Genomic DNA, 17922 nt, shown 5'->3' on the forward strand with positions numbered 1-17922 from the left:
AGACAAGCGAAGGAAAATTACAATGCGCGTTTGAGGCGGGCAACCGCCTCATGCATTTGCTCTTCAGTCGCGGTAGCGAACGACAAACGGAACGTCGAGTGATCCGGGTTATCGGCATAGAAGAATTCGCCCGGTACAAATACCACACCCTGCGCCAGCGTCTTTTTCATCCAGTCAGCACAATTACGCGGTTCGCGGAAGCGTGCCCACAGGAACATGCCGCCTTTCGGATATTCAAACGTCAGTACGTCTCCCAGTTCGCGTTCCAGCAGTTCGGCCATAACCTGACATTTCTTTTTATAGGCCGTACGGATGGTTTCGATCTGCTTCGGCAGACGGCCCAGGCCGAGATAATATTCGGCAATCGTCTGCGACAACGCGCTGGCATGCAGATCCGCCGCCTGCTTGATGATGGCAACTTTGTGCAGTAGCCAGTCGGGCATAATGACCCAGCCCAGACGCAGGCCCGGTGCCAGGATTTTAGAAAATGTCGAAGTGTAGATGATGTTATCCGCGTTACCGTACAGCGCCTTCGACAGCTCGAAAAGCGTCGGCTGGCGTTCTTCAGTGAAACGCAGTTCGCCGTACGGGTCATCTTCCACAATCAGAAATTCGTGCTGTGCCGCCAGTTTTACCAGCTGTTCGCGACGGGCACGACTCAGGGTCACGCCGCTCGGGTTACCGAATGTCGGGACAAGATATACACCTTTGATTTTCTGCGTCTTCAGCAGTTGTGCCAGCTCATCAACAATCATGCCATCGCCGTCAGAACCGACGGATAACAGTCTGGCCTCCGCCAGTTCCAGCGTCTGTAAGGCTGCCAGATAGGTCGGGCGCTCGACCACGAAAACGTCATCCGGGTTTACCACGGCGCGCATCACCAGATCCAGCGCCTGCTGGGAGCCGGCAGTGACCACAATATCATCCGGACTGGCCACCACACCGCGTTCCTGACAAAGCTCGGCAATACGCTCACGCAGCGTATAACTGCCTTCAGTCAGCCCATACTGAAAAGCATGCTCCGGCTGTTCAGTGATGGCCAGTTGCGTCGCCTCACGCAGACCGTCGAAATCAAAAAGCGCCGAAGAAGGAATACCACCCGCCAGCGAAATAACGCCTTCCATCTTGCTGTGTTTCAGCAATTCCCGGATGGCCGAACTTTTAAGCCTGACCATACGGGCGGCGAGTAAACCTTCTGTGTTCATGACATGTTCCTGATGGTATGCAAAGTTATACGAATGTAAGAGATGTTAATTTATAGACAAAATAAAAACCGCAAAGCGCTTGCCGTGCGGTTTGTCAGATTTAACACAGTTTTTTAAAATCCGAAGCCAGTTTATGCACCGAGATAAGCCGCACGCACTGCTTCGTTCGCCAGCAATGCCGCACCGGTGTCTTCCAGCACCACATGACCGTTTTCCAGCACATAGCCGCGATCGGCCAGTTTCAGCGCCTGATTGGCGTTTTGCTCAACCAGGAAGATGGTCATGCCTTCTTCGCGCAACTGCTGGATAGTGTCGAAAATCTGCTGGATGATGATAGGTGCCAGCCCCAGCGACGGTTCATCGAGCAACAGCAAGCGTGGCTGACTCATCAGCGCACGGCCAATCGCCAGCATCTGTTGCTCACCGCCGGACATGGTGCCTGAACGCTGCACACGACGCTCTTTCAGGCGCGGGAACAACGTAAACACACGCTCCAGCCGCTCCTGATACTGATCGCGTGTGGCAAAGAAACCGCCCATCGCCAGGTTTTCTTCCACCGTCATACGGGAGAATACGCGGCGACCTTCCGGCACAATCGCGATATCGCCGCGCATGATTTTGGCGGTCTGCCACTGTGTGATGTCTTTCCCTTCGAAAATAATCGAGCCGTTCGTCGCACGCGGTTCGCCACATAAACTGCCGAGCAGCGTGGTTTTACCGGCACCGTTTGCGCCGATCAGCGTGACGATTTCCCCTTTATTAATGTTCAGGCTGACTTCATGCAGCGCCTGAATTTTGCCGTAATGGGCGGATACCTGATTAAATGACAACATCTTGTTCTGTCCCTTAGACTTCGCCCATTAACCTTCGCCTAAATAGGCGCGGATCACGTCAGGATTATTACGAATTTCAGCCGGTGTGCCTTGCGCCAGCGGCGTTCCCTGATTCACCACGTAGATGCGGTCAGAAATGCCCATGACCAGTTTCATGTCGTGCTCAATCAGCAGCACCGACACGTTGTGCTGGTTACGCAGTTCAGCAATCAGCTGGTTCAGCTCTTCAGTTTCACGCGGGTTCAGGCCGGCAGCCGGTTCGTCGAGCATCAGGATTTCCGGACGCGTTACCATGCAGCGGACAATTTCCAGCCGGCGTTGCTGGCCGTAAGCCAGATTACCCGCCTGGCGGTTTGCCAGTTCGAGCAATCCGACGCGCTCCAGCCAGTCAGCAGCACGATCCAGTGCATCGGCTTCAGCACGGCGAAAACCCGGCGTTTTGAACAGGCCAGCCAGTACACCGCTTTTCAGGTGCTGATGCTGGGCGACCAGCAGGTTTTCGATCACGGTCATTTCACGGAACAGGCGTACGTGCTGGAAAGTTCGCACCACGCCCATGCGGGCAATTTTCTGCCCCGGCAATCCTTCAAGATGTTGATCACGTAACTTAATGGTGCCGCCGCTTGGTTTATAGAAACCGGTCAGGCAGTTAAATACCGTGGTTTTACCGGCACCGTTGGGGCCGATCAGGGAAACAATTTCACCCTGATTAAGGTTCAGCGCCACGTTGTTGACCGCCAGCAGGCCGCCAAAACGCATCATCAGCCCTTCAACCGCTAACAGAGGTTGCGTACTCATGCCTTTTCCCCCTGATCCGCGATTTGTTGCTTAGACAGTTTCAGTTTCAGTTGCGGTCGCTTCATCGGCAGCAAGCCCTGCGGACGCCAGATCATCATCAGCACCATCAACGCACCGAGCAGTAACATGCTGTATTCATTGAGATCACGCATCAGCTCACGGGATACCACCAGCAGAATCGCCGCCAGGATAACCGCAAACTGCGAGCCCATCCCGCCGAGCACCACGATAGCCAGCACGAACGCAGATTCCGCAAAAGTGAAGGATTCCGGGCTGACAAAGCCCTGACGTGCCGCAAACAGCGTACCGGCAAAACCGGCAAACGCAGCGCTGATGGTGAATGCGGTCAATTTGATGCGGGTCGGGTTCAGGCCCAGTGAGCGGCAGGCAATTTCATCTTCACGCAGTGCTTCCCATGCACGACCCAGCGGCATACGCAGCAAACGGTTGATAATGAACAAGGTTGCGATCACCAGCAGCAGCGCCACCATGTACAGGAAGATGATGCGATCACTCGGGTCATACGTGACATGAAAGAAGTTACTGAAGGTATCCCAGCCGCCGTCGCGCGGCGTACGGCTGAATTCCAGCCCGAACAGCGTCGGTTTCGGGATCTGGCTGATGCCGTTCGGCCCGCCGGTCAGTTCGGTATTATTGAGCAGCAGGATACGGACAATTTCGCCGAAACCCAACGTGACGATCGCCAGATAGTCACCGCGCAGCCGCAAAACCGGGAATCCGAGCAGGAAACCGAATGCCGCAGACACCAGACCGGCCAGCGGTAAGGCTTCCCAGAAACCGATGCCATAATAATGGTTGAGCAATGCGTACGTGTAAGCACCAATGGCGTAAAAGCCGCCGTAGCCCAGCACCAGCAGACCGGACAGCCCGACCACAACATTGAGACCGAGGCCCAGCATGATGTAGATCAGGGTCAGCGTGGCGATATCCACTGTGCCGCGCGAGACGATAAACGGCCAGGCGATGGCGGCGATAATCAGCACCAGCGCCAGCAGTTTTTGTTTTGGCGTTGAGCCATCAAAGCTTGGCAAAACCCAGCCCGGACCCGAGACTTTTTTCAGGCTGCTACTAACCATCGGGCGGAACAACTGGAACACGAAGACGATCACACAACCGATGGCAATCCACGTCCAGCGCACTTCACCGGCCCCGTTGACCACCAGTTTTGTGCCGTCGAGACTCAGCTGCAATCCCATAATGAACGCCGCCAGCACCAGCAGGACGAATGCCGAGACCAGCGCATTTAACAGATTCAGGCGCTTCATACTTTCTCAACCTCCGGGCGACCAAGAATACCGGTCGGCAGCACCAGCAACACCACGATCAGCAGCGCGAAGGAGACCACGTCTTTGTATTCAGTGCTCAGATACGCCGAGGTCAGCGCTTCGGCCACGCCTAAAATCAGGCCGCCGATCATCGCGCCCGGAATACTGCCGATCCCTCCCAGCACCGCTGCGGTGAAGGCTTTCATCCCGGCCATAAAGCCAATATACGGATTAATGACACCGTAAAACTGACCGAGCAGAACGCCCGCCACGGCCGCCATTAATGCACCAATGACGAAGGTCAGCGAAATTACGCGGTCCGTGCTGATGCCCAGCAGGCTGGCCATTTTGAGATCTTCTGCGCAGGCACGGCAGGCGCGGCCCATGCGTGAATAACGGATGAACAACGTCAACGCCAGCATCGCAACAAACGTGACGACCCAGATAATCAGCTGCATGGTGCTGATGGTCGCCGCAAAGCCGTTGGTCTCTCCCAGTTTCCACTGGCCGGTAACCAGACTCGGTAAGGCAAGATCGCGTGAGCCCTGGGTCAGGCTGACGTAGTTTTGCAGAAAAATAGACATCCCGATGGCAGAAATCAGTGCAATCAGACGCTTGGAGTTACGCACCGGCTTATATGCCACGCGTTCAATACTCCAGCCATACGCACTGGAAATTACAATCGCCGCGATGAAACCGGCACCGATCAGCAACCAGCTGGCATCGATACCCATCATCATCAGGGCAGCGATAACGATAAAGGAGACATAACTGCCGATCATATACACCTCGCCGTGGGCGAAGTTAATCATGCCGATAATGCCGTAAACCATGGTGTAACCAATGGCAATCAGCGCATAAGTGCTGCCCAACGTGACACCGTTGAACATCTGCTGAATGAAATAGAGGAACTGCTCTGACATACCCTATCCTTATTAATCAAGGGTTTGATAACTTGTGCTGAGACTGCAACCCGGCGCCTCTTATAACAATAGACGCCGGGCAGAGTAATGCGCTGTTCTGAAACATAATGCCCAAAATCATTCGTGTTGCATCAAGGCGGCAACTGAATGAATCCCCGGGAGCTTACACAGGTAAGTGACCGGGGTGAATGAAGGCGGCCAACGCAGAGGCGGCGCGAAGGATGCCCGGCATTTATTTGATTGGGGTAGACGTGCCGTCTTTATGCCACTCGAAGATACCGAATTCGAATCCTTTCAGGTCACCTTTATCATCCCAGCTCAGCGGGCCCATTACGGTATCCACTGACGCTGATTTCAGATTTTTGGCGATATCAGCCGGTTCCATACTGCCACTACGTTCCATACCGGTCGTCAGCGCCTGCAATGCGGCGTAAGTCGTCCAGACGAACGGACCGGTTGGATCCAGTTTCTTGGCTTTCAGCGCATCAACGATTGGCTGGTTGGCCGGAACCTGATCATAGCGTTTTGGCAATGTCACCAGCATGCCTTCAGAGGCATCACCCGCGATGTTAGACAATGAAGAGTTGCCCACGCCTTCCGGGCCCATAAATTTCGCTGCCAGACCGGCTTGTTTTGACTGACGCAGGATCTGACCCATTTCCGGGTAATAACCGCCGAAATAAACGAAATCGACGTTTTCTTTTTTCAGACGCGCCACCAGTGTGGAGAAATCTTTGTCGCCTGCGGTTACGCCTTCAAAAAGAACAACGTTACCGCCACCTTTTTTCAGCGCGTCCTGTACGGAACGGGCCAGACCTTCGCCGTATTGCTGTTTATCATGCACAACAGCGATGCGTTTTGGTTTGATGGTATCGAGGATATATTTCGCTGCGGTCGGACCCTGATCGGAATCCAGACCAGTGGTGCGCATCACCATTTTATAACCACGGGTGGTCAGGTCAGCGTTGGTCGCCGCCGGAGTGATCATCAGCACGCCTTCATCTTCATAGATGTCCGAGGCAGGCTGAGTGGAAGAAGAACACAGGTGGCCGATAACATAACGGATACCGTCGTTAATCACTTTGTTGGCCACGGCAACAGCTTGTTTAGGGTCACAGGCATCGTCATATTCCACGCCAACCAGTTTATCGCCCTTCACTCCGCCTTTGGCGTTGATGTCAGCGATCGCCTGTTTTGCCCCCGTAAATTCCATGTCACCGTACTGGGCAACCGGACCTGACATAGCACCCACGATGGCAACTTTGATGTCTTTTGCGAACGCCGCCTGACTCATTGCTAATGCGATACACCCTGCCAGCCAGATCTTACCCTTTGTTACTTTCATCCGATTACCCCGTTCATGTGTGTGTTGTGGTTTGCTCTTTGTTGCCTGTTCAAAACATCATCACTTAGGAAATTTAGTATAAGTAATAACGAGTTACCGGCTTATTTCGTCTTATTTTCGAATAAGACTTTATAATTCATAACATTAAACAGGAATTTTCTTCTGCAAATCAAATGGCACAATCAGAAATATGAGGTGTAAACAGAATTTTATTTGGATGGAAAATCGGTTCCGTTTCAGACAATCAGTCGTTAACGCTGGCATTATTGATTAAAGCCAACATTTATCGCTTATACTCGGATCTCTAAAAAAGTTTTCACGCTGTTACTGTACAAAAAAAGTTACGCCCGATTTTTAGAAGGATCCGCTACACTGGCGTTCCCATTTTCTGACCTTCCGCATCATGAAATTAACTATCCAAAAACTGACGTCACTCAGCGCGCAGGACCTGATCGATCTGGCCAAAATCTGGCCGGCGCAAACTGAAAGTGACTGGCAAGCCAGCCTGCAAAATAACCGTGCGCTGTTCGCGGCCGTGTTTAATGAACGCATTCTGGGCGCAGTCAAAATCACGCTCAACGGCAATCAGGGTGAACTTCACGATCTGTTGGTACGGGACGTCACCCGCCGTCGTGGTGTCGGGTTGTATCTGATGGAGGACTTACAGGCGCAATTGCCACAGGTGAGGAGCTGGACGATGAAGGCTGATGATGACGCCGTTACCGCTGTCTTTATGCAGGCATGTGGTTTTGTGCGGGAAGAAGACGTCTGGAGAAAATCCTGAAGCACGGTGCGTTATCGCTGAATTTGAGGCATAAAAAAAGCGACCCGGAGGTCGCTTTTTTCGTTTTGCGCTACGTTGATCAGGCTTCGATCGCCATACGTAATTTCTTCATCGCGTTCTTTTCAAGCTGACGAACACGTTCTGCGGAAACACCGTATTTGTCGGCCAGTTCCTGCAGCGTCGATTTGTTATCGTCGTCTAACCAACGTGCACGGATGATATCCTGGCTGCGTTCGTCAAGACCTTCCATCGCATAGGAAAGTTTGTCGGTCGCGTCCTGATCCCAGTTATCTTCTTCGATGGTTTCTGCAAAGTCAGAACTCTTATCTTGCAGATAGAGCATCGGTGCCATCGCTGCGCCGTCACGTGGTTCATCATCCGGCGTCGGGTCAAACGTCATGTCCTGTGCGGCCATGCGTGATTCCATCTCCAGCACATCTTTACTGGTCACACCCAGTTCGCGGGCGACGTGCTCGACTTCGTCGTGACTGAACCAGCCCAGACGTTGTTTGTTTTTACGCAGGTTGAAGAAGAGCTTACGCTGCGCTTTAGTGGTTGCGACTTTCACGATGCGCCAGTTACGCAGCACATATTCGTGAATTTCCGCTTTGATCCAATGCACGGCAAAGGATACCAGACGCACACCGACTTCCGGATTAAAGCGACGTACCGCTTTCATCAGGCCAATGTTACCTTCCTGGATAAGGTCTGCCTGTGGCAAACCGTAGCCTGAATAGTTGCGGGCAATGTGAGCAACAAAGCGCAGGTGAGACAGGATGAGCTCTTTCGCTGCTTCCAGATCACCGTTGTAATGCAGCCGTTCAGCCAGCGCCCGCTCTTCCTCTGCGGTGAGCATAGGATAGGCATTGGCGGCCCGAACATAGGCTTCCAGGCTACCTTGGGGTACTAATGCTAAAGTGCGCATTTCTTTGGTCATTAAAGCCTCTCATGTATGACGTAATGCAGGTTTTATACCACGTTGCTGCGGGATGATACCGCGACATTGCTGGCCTTAAAGGCGACAACAAAGCAACGCCGAGCCCTTCATATTCGCTGCTCTACGACCACGAATTTTACATAAAGTTCACGGACAGATTCAACAGTCTAAAGACTGTAAGTGACAGACTGACTATTGGATAGTGAATTTGTGCCATTGCAGGGGAAGCAGGAAAATGATGTGGCTGACTGGCCTGAAACCGCTTCCCCCTGATACACAATGACTGAGCAGCAGGGGGACATTATAGCAAATTCTGACTACTGTGGTGTAAATCGCCGTAAATGTTGAACCGTCGCCAGCCAGGCGGCAATCCAGCCAATCATCGCGGAAACGATCAGCAGCAGCAGGCTTTCATCCCAGCCCAGACCGTGCAGGTCAAAGGTCGTGCCGAAGACTTGCGCAACCTGCGTCACCACGCTCTCAAGACGCAGTACCAGGACTTCCGAGAGGATCAGTGACAACAACGCGCCGGTGAAACCAAGCATCGCACCACCGTTGAGGAACGGTCGCAAAATGAAGCCATCGGTCGCACCGATAAGCTTCATGACGTTGATGGTGTCGCGCCGGCTGAAGATACTCAGTCGCACACTGTTACCAATGACGAGGAAGACCGCAATCACCATCAGGATGCCGATCATCGCCGCAATCTGTCCGACCAGACCGGTCAGCGCCGCGAGCCGGGCAAACCAGCTGTCATCCATACGCACTTCATCCACGCCATGCACAGCCGCCACGCGGTCGCGCAAGGTGTTGAGTGTTGCGGCGTCCTGGAAATTCATTTTAGGCGTGATGATAGCCACGGCCGGCAACGGGTTTTGCTCCAGCATATCCATAGCGCCGCCAAAGCCTGACCAGTTGCGGAATTCACCCATCGCTTCTTCGCGGGACAGATAGTTAACTTTATCCACCCCTGCTTCCGTTTTCAGGGTTTTCACCACGTTTTCTGCGGCATCATCATCCAGTGCTTTATCAAGATACACCGTCAGTTGTGGCGTCGGATACCACTGCTCTGCGGCCGTACTGACGTTCTTCCATACCAGATAACAGACACTCGGCAGCGTCAGGGAAATAGCGATCACCATCACCGTAAGCAGCGTTGCCAGCGGCTGACGCAACATGTCAGCCAGCGCATTCATCCACGCATAGCGCCACTGCTCGCGCCAGCCTCCCTGTAATGCTTTGCTTTTCGCAGCACGGGCGCTTTTTGCGGTTTTCGCCGGGTTCGGACTGTTTGCCATTAGTACACCCCTCCCGACATCCGCCCCTGACTCAGCGTCAGCGTGCGGTAATTACGACGGGCAATCAGACCCACATCATGCGTCGCCATCAACACGGTGACACCAACACGGTTAAATTCTTCGAATAAGCGCAAAATACCTTCTGATAGTTCACCGTCAAGGTTACCGGTCGGCTCATCCGCCAGCAGCACTGCAGGTTTGTTCACCACTGCGCGGGCAATACCCACACGCTGTTGTTCACCACCGGAAAGCTGGATCGGCAGGTTCTTCGCTTTATCCAGTAATCCGACTTTATCCAGTGCGGCCGACACGCGGCGACGAATATCTTCACTGCTGGCCCCGGAGATGATCAGCGGCATCGCCACATTGTCATAGACCGTACGGTCCATCAGCAAATGGTGATCCTGAAAAATCATGCCGATCTGGCGACGCAGAAACGGCACTTCACTGGATTTCAGGCGGCTGATGTCATGACCGCCAAACAAAATATGTCCGGCACTCGGTCGCTCAATACCGCAAATCAGCTTCAGCAGGGTACTTTTACCCGCGCCAGAGTGTCCGGTCAGAAATGCCATTTCCGCTTGCTGGATGTGAAAGTTGACGCCCTGAAGCGCCTGTCGTCCGCCCAGATAAGCTTTACTGACCTGTTCAAAGCGAATCATCCGTATTAATCCTCTCGGGCAAAAAGTGCCTCAATAAAATCGTCTGCCTTAAAAGGCCTTAAATCTTCGATACCTTCACCGACACCAATGTAGCGGATCGGAATGCTGAACTGATCAGCGATGGCAAAGATCACGCCGCCTTTTGCGGTGCCATCCAGTTTAGTCAGCGTTATTCCGGTCAGTCCGACGGCTTCGTTGAATAATTTGGCCTGACTGACCGCGTTCTGGCCGGTGCTGGCGTCGAGCGTCAGCATAACTTCATGCGGTGCATCTTCGTCGAGTTTCTTCATCACCCGGACGATTTTCTTCAGTTCTTCCATCAGGTGCGCTTTGTTTTGCAAACGGCCTGCGGTATCGGCGATCAGTACGTCGATATTGCGGGCTTTCGCCGCCTGAATGGCATCGAAAATGACGGAGGCGGAATCGGCACCGGTATGCTGCGCAATCACCGGGATCTTGTTACGCTGACCCCAGACTTGCAACTGCTCAACGGCCGCCGCACGGAAGGTATCGCCTGCCGCCAGCATCACAGATTTACCCTGTGCTTCAAACTGGCGCGCCATTTTACCGATGGTGGTGGTTTTACCGACACCGTTCACACCCACCATCAGAATGACATACGGGGTTTTGCCGCTGACATCCAGTGGCTCGTCAACTTTTGCCAGTATTTCGGACATTTCTTCCTTCAGCTTGCCGTACAGCGCATCGGCGTCTTTCAGTTGCTTACGCGAGGCATGTTCAGTCAGTGAAGTGATGATTTTACGGGTAGTTTCGACGCCAACGTCGGCAATCAGCAGCTGTTCTTCCAGCTCCTCAAACAGATCGTCATCGATTTTCTTACCACGGAACAGGCTGACAAAACCGGAGCCCAGATTCTGCTTCGTTTTGACCAGGCTGCGTTTAAGACGGGCGAAGAAACCTTCTTTAGTCGGGCGTTCCTGTTCAGTTTCACCGGCAGGCAGGACGACGATAGGATCCAGCGCCACAGGCAGCGGTTCGTCTACCGCCGCGTTATCGTCAACAGAATCAAGGGTATCCTGACGCTGGTCTTCCGCAATCTCTTCTGCCGATTCAACAAACTCATCTTCAATGACTTTTTCTTCAACAACCTCAGGCTGCGCGGCAACCTGTTCGGTGATGTGAACAATTTCTTGTGCCAGTTCAGCCGAGGCCTGTTCGCGAACCGGTTCCGGTTCAGCTTCCGGCTCTGTCAGCGGCTCAGGCTCAATTTCAGGTTCCGGTTCGATTTCCGGCGCGGGTCCGACTTCCGGTTCTGGTTCAACAACTGGCTCACGTTCAACCGGAACACCCGGTTCTTCAGCAACGGCTGACTCTTCATGCTCAGGCACGGACGCCGGTTGTTCTTCGACAACGGACTGTGCGTCGCGTGTTTCTTCCTTCTGCTGCTCTTCTTCCTGACGGCCACGACCGAACCAGGAGAAGAAACCGCGTTTTTTATCTTTTGCCATTTTACAACGTCACTCCTCGCCGTTAATGACTGGCGAACGGATTATTAATAGGGTTATGGTCAGGCAGTCTATCACTTTCCCCTGCAGGCAACACGCCCGCGTATTGAATTCCGCTGGTTTTTCAATCGACAATGTTAAACATTTGCCCATTGCCCGCACACCGGTAGAATAGCCCTCCAAACGATAAGTAACGAAGCCTGACGGCTTTGGATGACACAAGCGAACTATGGCAAAAAAAACCAACACGCCCGCCGCAGGCCAGATCCGAATTATTGGCGGACAATGGCGCGGACGCAAACTTCCGGTTCCCCACAGCCCGGGGTTGCGACCGACCACCGATCGCGTACGTGAAACGCTGTTCAACTGGCTGGCGCCGGTTTTGCAGGGTGCGCATTGTCTGGACTGCTTTGCAGGCAGTGGCGCACTCGGTCTGGAGGCCTTGTCCCGCTATGCAGCCAGCGCAACACTGCTGGAGTTTGAACGCCCGGTTGCACAACAGTTAGAGAAAAACCTGGCGCTGCTAAACGCCGGTGATGCGAAAGTATTTAACGTCAATACATTGAACTGGCTGGCAAAAGCCGGAAATGCTTTTGACGTGGTTTTCCTCGATCCGCCTTTCCGCAAAGGCATTCTGCAAGACACCCTGAACCTGCTGGAGCACAACCAGTGGCTGGCTGACGAAGCCTGGATTTATGTCGAAACAGAAGCCGAACATGACACTCTGGATGTGCCTGCCAGTTGGCGGTTACACCGTGAGAAAGTCGCCGGACAAGTTGCTTATCGCCTCTACCATCGCGATGTGACGCCTGAAACCGGCTCACCAGAACAGGAGCAGTAAGATGTTGATCAATATTGGTCGGTTGTTGATGTTATGTATTTGGGGGTTTCTGGCGTTTAACCTGATCCACCCGTTCCCGAAGCCGATCAAATACTTTCTGGACGTGGCGATTGTGTTCATGTTCTTCATGCATGGTTTGCAGGTAATGCTGCTTAAAGCCACGCAGGGCAAGGAAAAAGACACCATCGGCCCGTGGCTGCAAACCCGCATCTTCCTGTTCGGCGTCTTCGAACTGATGGCGTGGCAGAAAAAACAGCCGCCGCTGCCAGCTAAAAAGTAATCCCCGCTTTTACGGCGCGCCCTGCGCCGTAAATTCCTCTCATCCTGAACCCACATGCATCAGACCTGCCGTTACGGGGATTTCTGATTGTCGCCGCCATGCTCTCTCTCCTACACTGAAAGCAAGTCCGGGAAAACAGGATGTGTTTTTCTGAAGGCAGACCCTGACATCGGTTTTTATGTTCTGTGCTGAAATATAAAAGGATAAACAATGAGTTGGCCATTCCTCGCTGTATTTTTCTCCGGCTGGTTATTCGTTGATGCCAGCTATCGCGGCCCGCGCTGGCAGCGCTGGGTCTTTAAACCCGTCACCCTGTTATTGCTCCTTTTACTTGCCTGGCAGGCACCGACACTCAACGTTTACAGCTATCTGATCCTGCTGGGTCTGGCGGCGACGCTGGTGGCTGACGGCCTGTTACTGTTGCCTGAAGAACGCTTTATGTATGCCATCGGTGCGTTCTTCCTGTCGCATCTGCTGTATACGCTGAGTTTTGCCAGCCAGATGACCATCACTTTCTTCTGGCCGCTACCGCTGACGTTGCTGATCCTCGGTGCAATACTTCTTGCCGTGATCTGGACGCGGCTGGCTGAACTGCGATGGCCAGTGACCACTTACATCGCCATGACCCTGCTGATGGTCTGGCTGGCGGGCGAACAGTATTTCGCACGCAGCACCGACATGGCGTTTTCGTTATTCTGCGGCGCGGCGCTGTTACTACTGGGAAATATTCTCTGGCTGGTCAGCCGTTACCGCTTTACCTTCCGCGCCGCTGACGCGCTGGTTGCCGCCTGTTATTTTGGCGGGCACTTCCTGATCGTCCGGTCGCTATACCTGTAAAATATCCCGCCGCGGAACCGTTCTGGTTCCGCTGATAAAATACTTGTTGACCTTAGAGCTGACTCCAGGGTTTACACTGGGAGTCATTCCACTCGGTTCCGAACCGGAGGCTTTATGATCCCACTGCAAAAAAACAACGGCTGTAGCTGCGGATGTCAGGGCAAACGTGCGCCTGCACTGCGTATCAACAAAATCGGCGCTATTGCACAGCCGGGCACCCATCCGGCAGGTTGCTGTAGCGAAAAAGCCACGCTGGCGGTTTCTGCCTGCGCCACGACAGACAGTTGCTGTGCGCCAAAAACAAGTGAGCACTCACACACATCAGACGGCAGCGGCACTGAAGGCTCGCCGGGTGAAGATGACCCCGGAGCACCGCTTTCCGGCAGTCGGCAATACAGCTGGAAGGTGGAAGGCATGGATTGCCCGGCCTGTGCCCGGAAAATTGAAAAAGCGGTTTCCGGCATTCATGGCATCAACCGCGCCAAAGTCTTGTTCGCCACCGAAAAGCTGGTGATTGATGCCGGTTTTGATATCACCCGGAACGTACAGAATGCCGTCACCGCCGCAGGTTTTACCCTGCAATCGCTCGACAAGCCACACAGTAAACCTGCCGCTGAACCTTCCCGTTTCCAGGAAGCGCTGCCTCTGATCGCCCTGTCGGCGCTAATGTTGCTGAGCTGGATTCTCGACCATATCAATCCGCAGGCTGGCAAAATCGCGTTTATCGCCACGACGCTGGTCGGGCTATGGCCGGTACTGCGACAGGCGATTCGCCAGACCCGGGCCGGTTCGCCATTCGCCATCGAAACGCTGATGAGTATCGCCGCGCTCGGTGCACTGTTTATCGGGGCTACGGCAGAGGCGGCCATGGTTCTGCTGCTATTTATGGTGGGTGAACGCCTGGAGGCTTTTGCATCTGGCCGTGCACGCAGCGGGGTAAAAGCGCTGATGGCGCTGATCCCGGATACCGCCGTCCGTATTGTGAATGGTCAATCGGAAACCGTGCCGGTCACCCGTTTGCGTCCCGGCGATATCATTGAAATCGCGGCAGGTGCACGCCTGCCTGCCGACGCCGTTTTACAAAGCGCCGCCAGTTTCGACGAAAGCGCGCTGACCGGTGAATCAGTGCCTGTAGATCATCTGCCCGGTGAAAAAGTACCGGCGGGCAGCCTGTGTGTTGACCGGCTGGCACGCCTCGAAGTGGCTTCCGCACCGGGCAGCAGCGCCATCGACCGCATCCTGCAACTGATTGAAGAAGCCGATGAACGCCGGGCGCCAATCGAGCGTTTCCTTGATACCTTCAGCCGCTATTACACACCGGTCATTATGCTGATGTCGTTGCTGGTGATTATCGTTCCCCCGCTGGCAATGGGGCTGTCGTGGGAGACCTGGATTTACCGCGGGCTGACGCTGCTGCTGATTGGCTGCCCGTGTGCGCTGGTGATTTCAACACCTGCCGCCATTACGTCCGGACTGGCAGCAGCCACGCGTCAGGGCGCATTAATTAAAGGGGGTGCAGCGCTTGAGCAACTGGCGCTGATTCAAACCGTTGCGCTGGATAAAACCGGTACGCTGACTGAAGGCAAACCTGAAATCACGAAGATTTTACCGCTGAACGGCGCCAGCGAAGGCGAGGTATTAAGTCTGGCATCTGCGGTGGAAGAAGGTTCGCATCACCCGCTGGCGCAGGCGATTCTGGCCCGTGCAAAAACCAGTAATCCGCTACCGCTCACGGCGCAGGATCGCCGGGCCCTGGCCGGTGCCGGCGTCGAGGGTGTGGTCGCAGGCCGTAAAATTCAGGTGCTGGCCCCGAAAAGTGTCACGCCAAACGGCCTGACGCCGGAAACCTTTGTGCAAATTGCTGACTGGGAATCCACAGGAAAAACCGTCGTCGTGGTATTACAGGAAGGGAATGCGATCGGGCTGATCGCCATGCAGGATCGTCTGCGTGATGACGCGGCCGACGCATTGCAGAAACTCAAAGCACTGGGCGTGTCCGCCGTCATGCTGACCGGCGATAATCCGCGCGCGGCAAAAACCATCGCGGACCGCCTGGGCATTGATTTTCGTGCGGGTCTGCTGCCTGCGGATAAAGTTTCGGCGGTCACTGCGCTGAACGCACAGAAACCGGTGGCGATGGTCGGTGACGGGATTAACGATGCGCCTGCCATGAAAGCGGCGACAATCGGTATTGCGATGGGAAGTGGGACGGATGTCGCGCTGGAAACGGCGGATGCCGCGCTGACGCACAACCGCCTGAGCGGACTGGCGCAGATGATCAGTCTTTCACGCGCCACGCGGGCGAATATCCGCCAGAACATTACGATAGCGCTGGGGCTGAAAGCGATTTTCCTGGTGACCACGCTGATGGGTCTGACCGGATTGTGGCTGGCAGTGCTGGCGGACTCCGGTGCAACAGCGCTGGTGACCGCCAATGCGCTGCGGCTGTTGCGCAATAAATCGAAATAAACCACACGGGCTGAGCCATCAGCCCTGTTTTTCCCTCAACCCTTTGCACAGTAAATAACGATACGGCTGATTATCGGTATCAGATGCTAATAACGTGTGTTCCATAAAACGGCAGAAACCGGGAATATCGCGGGTCGTTGCCGGATCATCGGCGATAATCAGCAGTGTTTCGCCATCTTTCATGGTGCGTACCACTTTGCGAACCATCATCACAGGTTCCGGACAGCGCAAACCCAGCGCATCAAGCTGATGGTCGGGATTGATAAAGGGATCGGTCATTTCGTTTCTCTACACTTCTTTGGGCGCGGCAAAGCCCCATAGTTTAACCCGCTGGATTTCACACGCAACAGACAGGGCTCATTGCGCTAAAATTAACCGCCGGCCCTGTTGCGCAAACGGTGCGCAAACAGTTACTATGCGCGCCGCAAACAGCTAACGCCCCTGCGGTTTCAAGAATGCAGGGTATTTGGGTTCCCTCACCCCAATCAACTAAAAAGGTCACATATATGTACTCCTTTACTGCTCAGCAGCGGTTCTCCGCGCTGATATGGCTTTCGCTATTCCACATTGCCATCATCACCTCAAGTAACTATCTGGTTCAGCTGCCCGTTTCCATCTTTGGTTTTCATACCACCTGGGGCGCGTTCACTTTTCCGTTTATTTTTCTGGCCACCGATCTGACTGTCCGCATCTTTGGTGCACCGCTGGCACGACGGATTATTCTGTCCGTGATGGTGCCTGCACTGGCCATTTCCTATGTCATCTCAGCGTTATTCTTTGAAGCGCAATGGCAGGGCATGGGAGCGCTCAACAGCCTGAATATTATGGTTGCCCGTATCGCCACCGCCAGTTTTATGGCGTATGTGCTGGGGCAAATTCTCGATGTTCACGTGTTTAACCGCCTGCGCCAGAACCGCCGCTGGTGGATAGCGCCGGTCGCCTCAATGTTCCTCGGCAATATCAGCGACACGCTGTCCTTCTTCTTCATCGCCTTCTACAAAAGCAGCGATGCCTTTATGGCTCAGCACTGGGTAGAAATCGCGATGGTGGATTACACGTTCAAGGTCCTGATCTGTCTGGTGTTCTTCCTGCCGATGTACGGCATGCTGCTCAACATGCTGCTTAAACGTTTGTCAGCAAAGGGAAACACTCCGCATTCTGCCGTCAGCGCGCATTAAACCCGGTCGCCGGTAAGACACAAATCGCGCCATAATCTGACTTGCATTTGTGGCCTGAATAGGTTGCCATAAAGGCTGTTAAGTCAACATGTAAGCCTGGTGAACAGGCCACTTAAGGAAGCCCGATGCGTAATATCGCGAAAATGATGGGAATGGCAGTACTGATCGCCGGTCTGGCTGCGTGTGACGGTAAGTCGACCGATGCACCGGCCACAGATAAAGGTGCACCGGCGGCCGCAGCGACGGCGGCGACCACACCAGTCAGCCTGCTGGATGGCAAAGTCACCTTCTCCCTGCCGCAGGGGATGAGCGATCAGAGTGGTAAGCTGGGTACTCAGGCCAATAATATGCACGTGTATGCAGACAGTACCGGCCAGAAAGCAGTGATCGTCATTTTGGGAGATAACACCCCCGAATCACTGGACGTTCTGGCGGGTCGTTTACAGGATCAGCAAAAAGCGCGTGATACCAATCTGCAGGTCGTCACTAATAAATCTATTCAGGTGAACGGCCAGACGTTGCAGCAATACGACAGCGTGATCACTTCTGCCGGTCAGAAAGCCTATTCGTCTATCGTTTTGGGCAAGGTCGACAGCCATTTGCTGACCCTGCAAATTACCCTGCCTGCGGATAATCAGCAGCAGGCACAAACCGATGCAGAAGCCATTATCAGTACCCTGAAAATTCAATAAATTCAGAGGTGATGGAAATATCAGGCGGGGCTCAGGCTCCGCCTTTTTTGCTTTGTGCTGTTACCCAATCTCACAACCCCGCCCGACT

The 17922-nt window shown here is 54.0% G+C and carries 18 protein-coding genes; 7 read left to right on the top strand and 11 right to left on the bottom strand.

The features are described from left to right. Nucleotides 1-17: 17 nt before the first annotated feature. From ACOZIO_RS22075 to ACOZIO_RS22100, 6 genes are all read right to left on the bottom strand, one after another. Entirely contained in the window at nucleotides 18-1205 is a 1188-nt protein-coding gene (locus ACOZIO_RS22075) for a PLP-dependent aminotransferase family protein (RefSeq protein WP_129992161.1), read from the bottom strand. A 131-nt stretch (nucleotides 1206-1336) separates the two neighbouring features. Then, entirely contained in the window at nucleotides 1337-2038 is a 702-nt protein-coding gene (gene livF / locus ACOZIO_RS22080) for a high-affinity branched-chain amino acid ABC transporter ATP-binding protein LivF (RefSeq protein ID WP_015699082.1), read from the bottom strand. A 27-nt stretch (nucleotides 2039-2065) separates the two neighbouring features. Then, entirely contained in the window at nucleotides 2066-2836 is a 771-nt protein-coding gene (livG, locus tag ACOZIO_RS22085) for a high-affinity branched-chain amino acid ABC transporter ATP-binding protein LivG (RefSeq protein WP_013577465.1), read from the bottom strand. Continuing rightward, nucleotides 2833-4122, bottom strand: coding sequence for a high-affinity branched-chain amino acid ABC transporter permease LivM (locus ACOZIO_RS22090; protein ID WP_129955181.1), 1290 nt, complete (start codon nucleotides 4120-4122; stop codon nucleotides 2833-2835). Before ACOZIO_RS22090 ends, livG begins: the two co-directional genes overlap by 4 nt. Continuing rightward, nucleotides 4119-5045, bottom strand: coding sequence for a high-affinity branched-chain amino acid ABC transporter permease LivH (gene livH, locus ACOZIO_RS22095; protein ID WP_013577467.1), 927 nt, complete (start codon nucleotides 5043-5045; stop codon nucleotides 4119-4121). The genes ACOZIO_RS22090 and livH overlap by 4 nt, the downstream gene beginning before the upstream one ends. A gap of 232 nt (nucleotides 5046-5277) precedes the next feature. After that, entirely contained in the window at nucleotides 5278-6390 is a 1113-nt protein-coding gene (locus ACOZIO_RS22100) for a branched-chain amino acid ABC transporter substrate-binding protein (RefSeq protein WP_129955182.1), read from the bottom strand. Between the two features lie 403 nt (nucleotides 6391-6793). Between ACOZIO_RS22100 and panM the strand changes: the two genes are divergently transcribed. Further along, complete coding sequence (gene panM, locus ACOZIO_RS22105) at nucleotides 6794-7174, top strand: aspartate 1-decarboxylase autocleavage activator PanM (protein ID WP_421595726.1); 381 nt, start codon at nucleotides 6794-6796, stop codon at nucleotides 7172-7174. A gap of 79 nt (nucleotides 7175-7253) precedes the next feature. Here the strand turns inward: panM and rpoH are convergent, their stop codons facing one another. The 4 genes from rpoH to ftsY all read right to left on the bottom strand — a co-directional run bounded on the left by rpoH (nucleotide 7254) and on the right by ftsY (nucleotide 11540). Beyond that, nucleotides 7254-8111 carry an RNA polymerase sigma factor RpoH gene (rpoH, locus tag ACOZIO_RS22110; RefSeq protein WP_015699086.1) on the bottom strand — a complete coding sequence of 286 codons (858 nt, stop codon included), beginning with the start codon at nucleotides 8109-8111 and terminating at the stop codon, nucleotides 7254-7256. A 317-nt stretch (nucleotides 8112-8428) separates the two neighbouring features. Further along, nucleotides 8429-9409, bottom strand: a complete 981-nt coding sequence (gene ftsX, locus ACOZIO_RS22115; RefSeq protein ID WP_129955184.1) for a permease-like cell division protein FtsX — start codon at nucleotides 9407-9409, stop codon at nucleotides 8429-8431. Beyond that, a complete protein-coding gene (ftsE, locus tag ACOZIO_RS22120) occupies nucleotides 9409-10071 on the bottom strand; it encodes a cell division ATP-binding protein FtsE (RefSeq protein ID WP_013577472.1) in 663 nt (220 codons plus the stop codon). The genes ftsX and ftsE overlap by 1 nt, the downstream gene beginning before the upstream one ends. A 5-nt stretch (nucleotides 10072-10076) precedes the next feature. Then, the gene (ftsY, locus tag ACOZIO_RS22125) at nucleotides 10077-11540 is read right to left on the bottom strand and encodes a signal recognition particle-docking protein FtsY (RefSeq protein WP_129992158.1); all 1464 of its coding nucleotides are present in this window, start codon (nucleotides 11538-11540) and stop codon (nucleotides 10077-10079) included. Between the two features lie 226 nt (nucleotides 11541-11766). Here ftsY and rsmD point away from each other — a divergent pair, with 226 nt between their 5' ends. The 4 genes from rsmD to ACOZIO_RS22145 all read left to right on the top strand — a co-directional run bounded on the left by rsmD (nucleotide 11767) and on the right by ACOZIO_RS22145 (nucleotide 15964). Further along, nucleotides 11767-12378 (top strand): 16S rRNA (guanine(966)-N(2))-methyltransferase, encoded by a 612-nt coding sequence (gene rsmD, locus ACOZIO_RS22130; RefSeq protein ID WP_129955186.1) that lies wholly within the window; start codon nucleotides 11767-11769, stop codon nucleotides 12376-12378. A gap of 1 nt (nucleotide 12379) precedes the next feature. Further along, nucleotides 12380-12658 carry a DUF1145 family protein gene (locus ACOZIO_RS22135; protein ID WP_421595727.1) on the top strand — a complete coding sequence of 93 codons (279 nt, stop codon included), beginning with the start codon at nucleotides 12380-12382 and terminating at the stop codon, nucleotides 12656-12658. A gap of 210 nt (nucleotides 12659-12868) precedes the next feature. Next, nucleotides 12869-13495: a lysoplasmalogenase gene (locus tag ACOZIO_RS22140; protein ID WP_129992156.1), complete on the top strand. Its 627-nt coding sequence runs from the start codon at nucleotides 12869-12871 to the stop codon at nucleotides 13493-13495. A 114-nt stretch (nucleotides 13496-13609) separates the two neighbouring features. Then, on the top strand, nucleotides 13610-15964 hold the full coding sequence (locus ACOZIO_RS22145) for a zinc/cadmium/mercury/lead-transporting ATPase (protein ID WP_421595728.1): 2355 nt from the start codon (nucleotides 13610-13612) through the stop codon (nucleotides 15962-15964). An 18-nt stretch (nucleotides 15965-15982) separates the two neighbouring features. Here ACOZIO_RS22145 and tusA read toward each other — a convergent pair whose 3' ends face one another. Continuing rightward, the gene (tusA, locus tag ACOZIO_RS22150) at nucleotides 15983-16243 is read right to left on the bottom strand and encodes a sulfurtransferase TusA (RefSeq protein ID WP_129992154.1); all 261 of its coding nucleotides are present in this window, start codon (nucleotides 16241-16243) and stop codon (nucleotides 15983-15985) included. A gap of 227 nt (nucleotides 16244-16470) precedes the next feature. On the opposite strand from tusA, the gene ACOZIO_RS22155 reads away from it, so the two are divergent. Both ACOZIO_RS22155 and ACOZIO_RS22160 read left to right on the top strand, forming a co-directional pair. Then, nucleotides 16471-17142, top strand: a complete 672-nt coding sequence (locus tag ACOZIO_RS22155; RefSeq protein WP_258452797.1) for a 7-cyano-7-deazaguanine/7-aminomethyl-7-deazaguanine transporter — start codon at nucleotides 16471-16473, stop codon at nucleotides 17140-17142. A gap of 125 nt (nucleotides 17143-17267) precedes the next feature. Next, nucleotides 17268-17834 (top strand): DcrB family lipoprotein, encoded by a 567-nt coding sequence (locus ACOZIO_RS22160; protein ID WP_129955192.1) that lies wholly within the window; start codon nucleotides 17268-17270, stop codon nucleotides 17832-17834. The last annotated feature ends 88 nt before the right edge of the window (nucleotides 17835-17922 follow it).

The sequence above is a fragment of the Rahnella sp. PD4 genome, from assembly GCF_049199325.1.
In the GTDB taxonomy this organism is placed as follows: domain Bacteria; phylum Pseudomonadota; class Gammaproteobacteria; order Enterobacterales; family Enterobacteriaceae; genus Rahnella; species Rahnella perminowiae.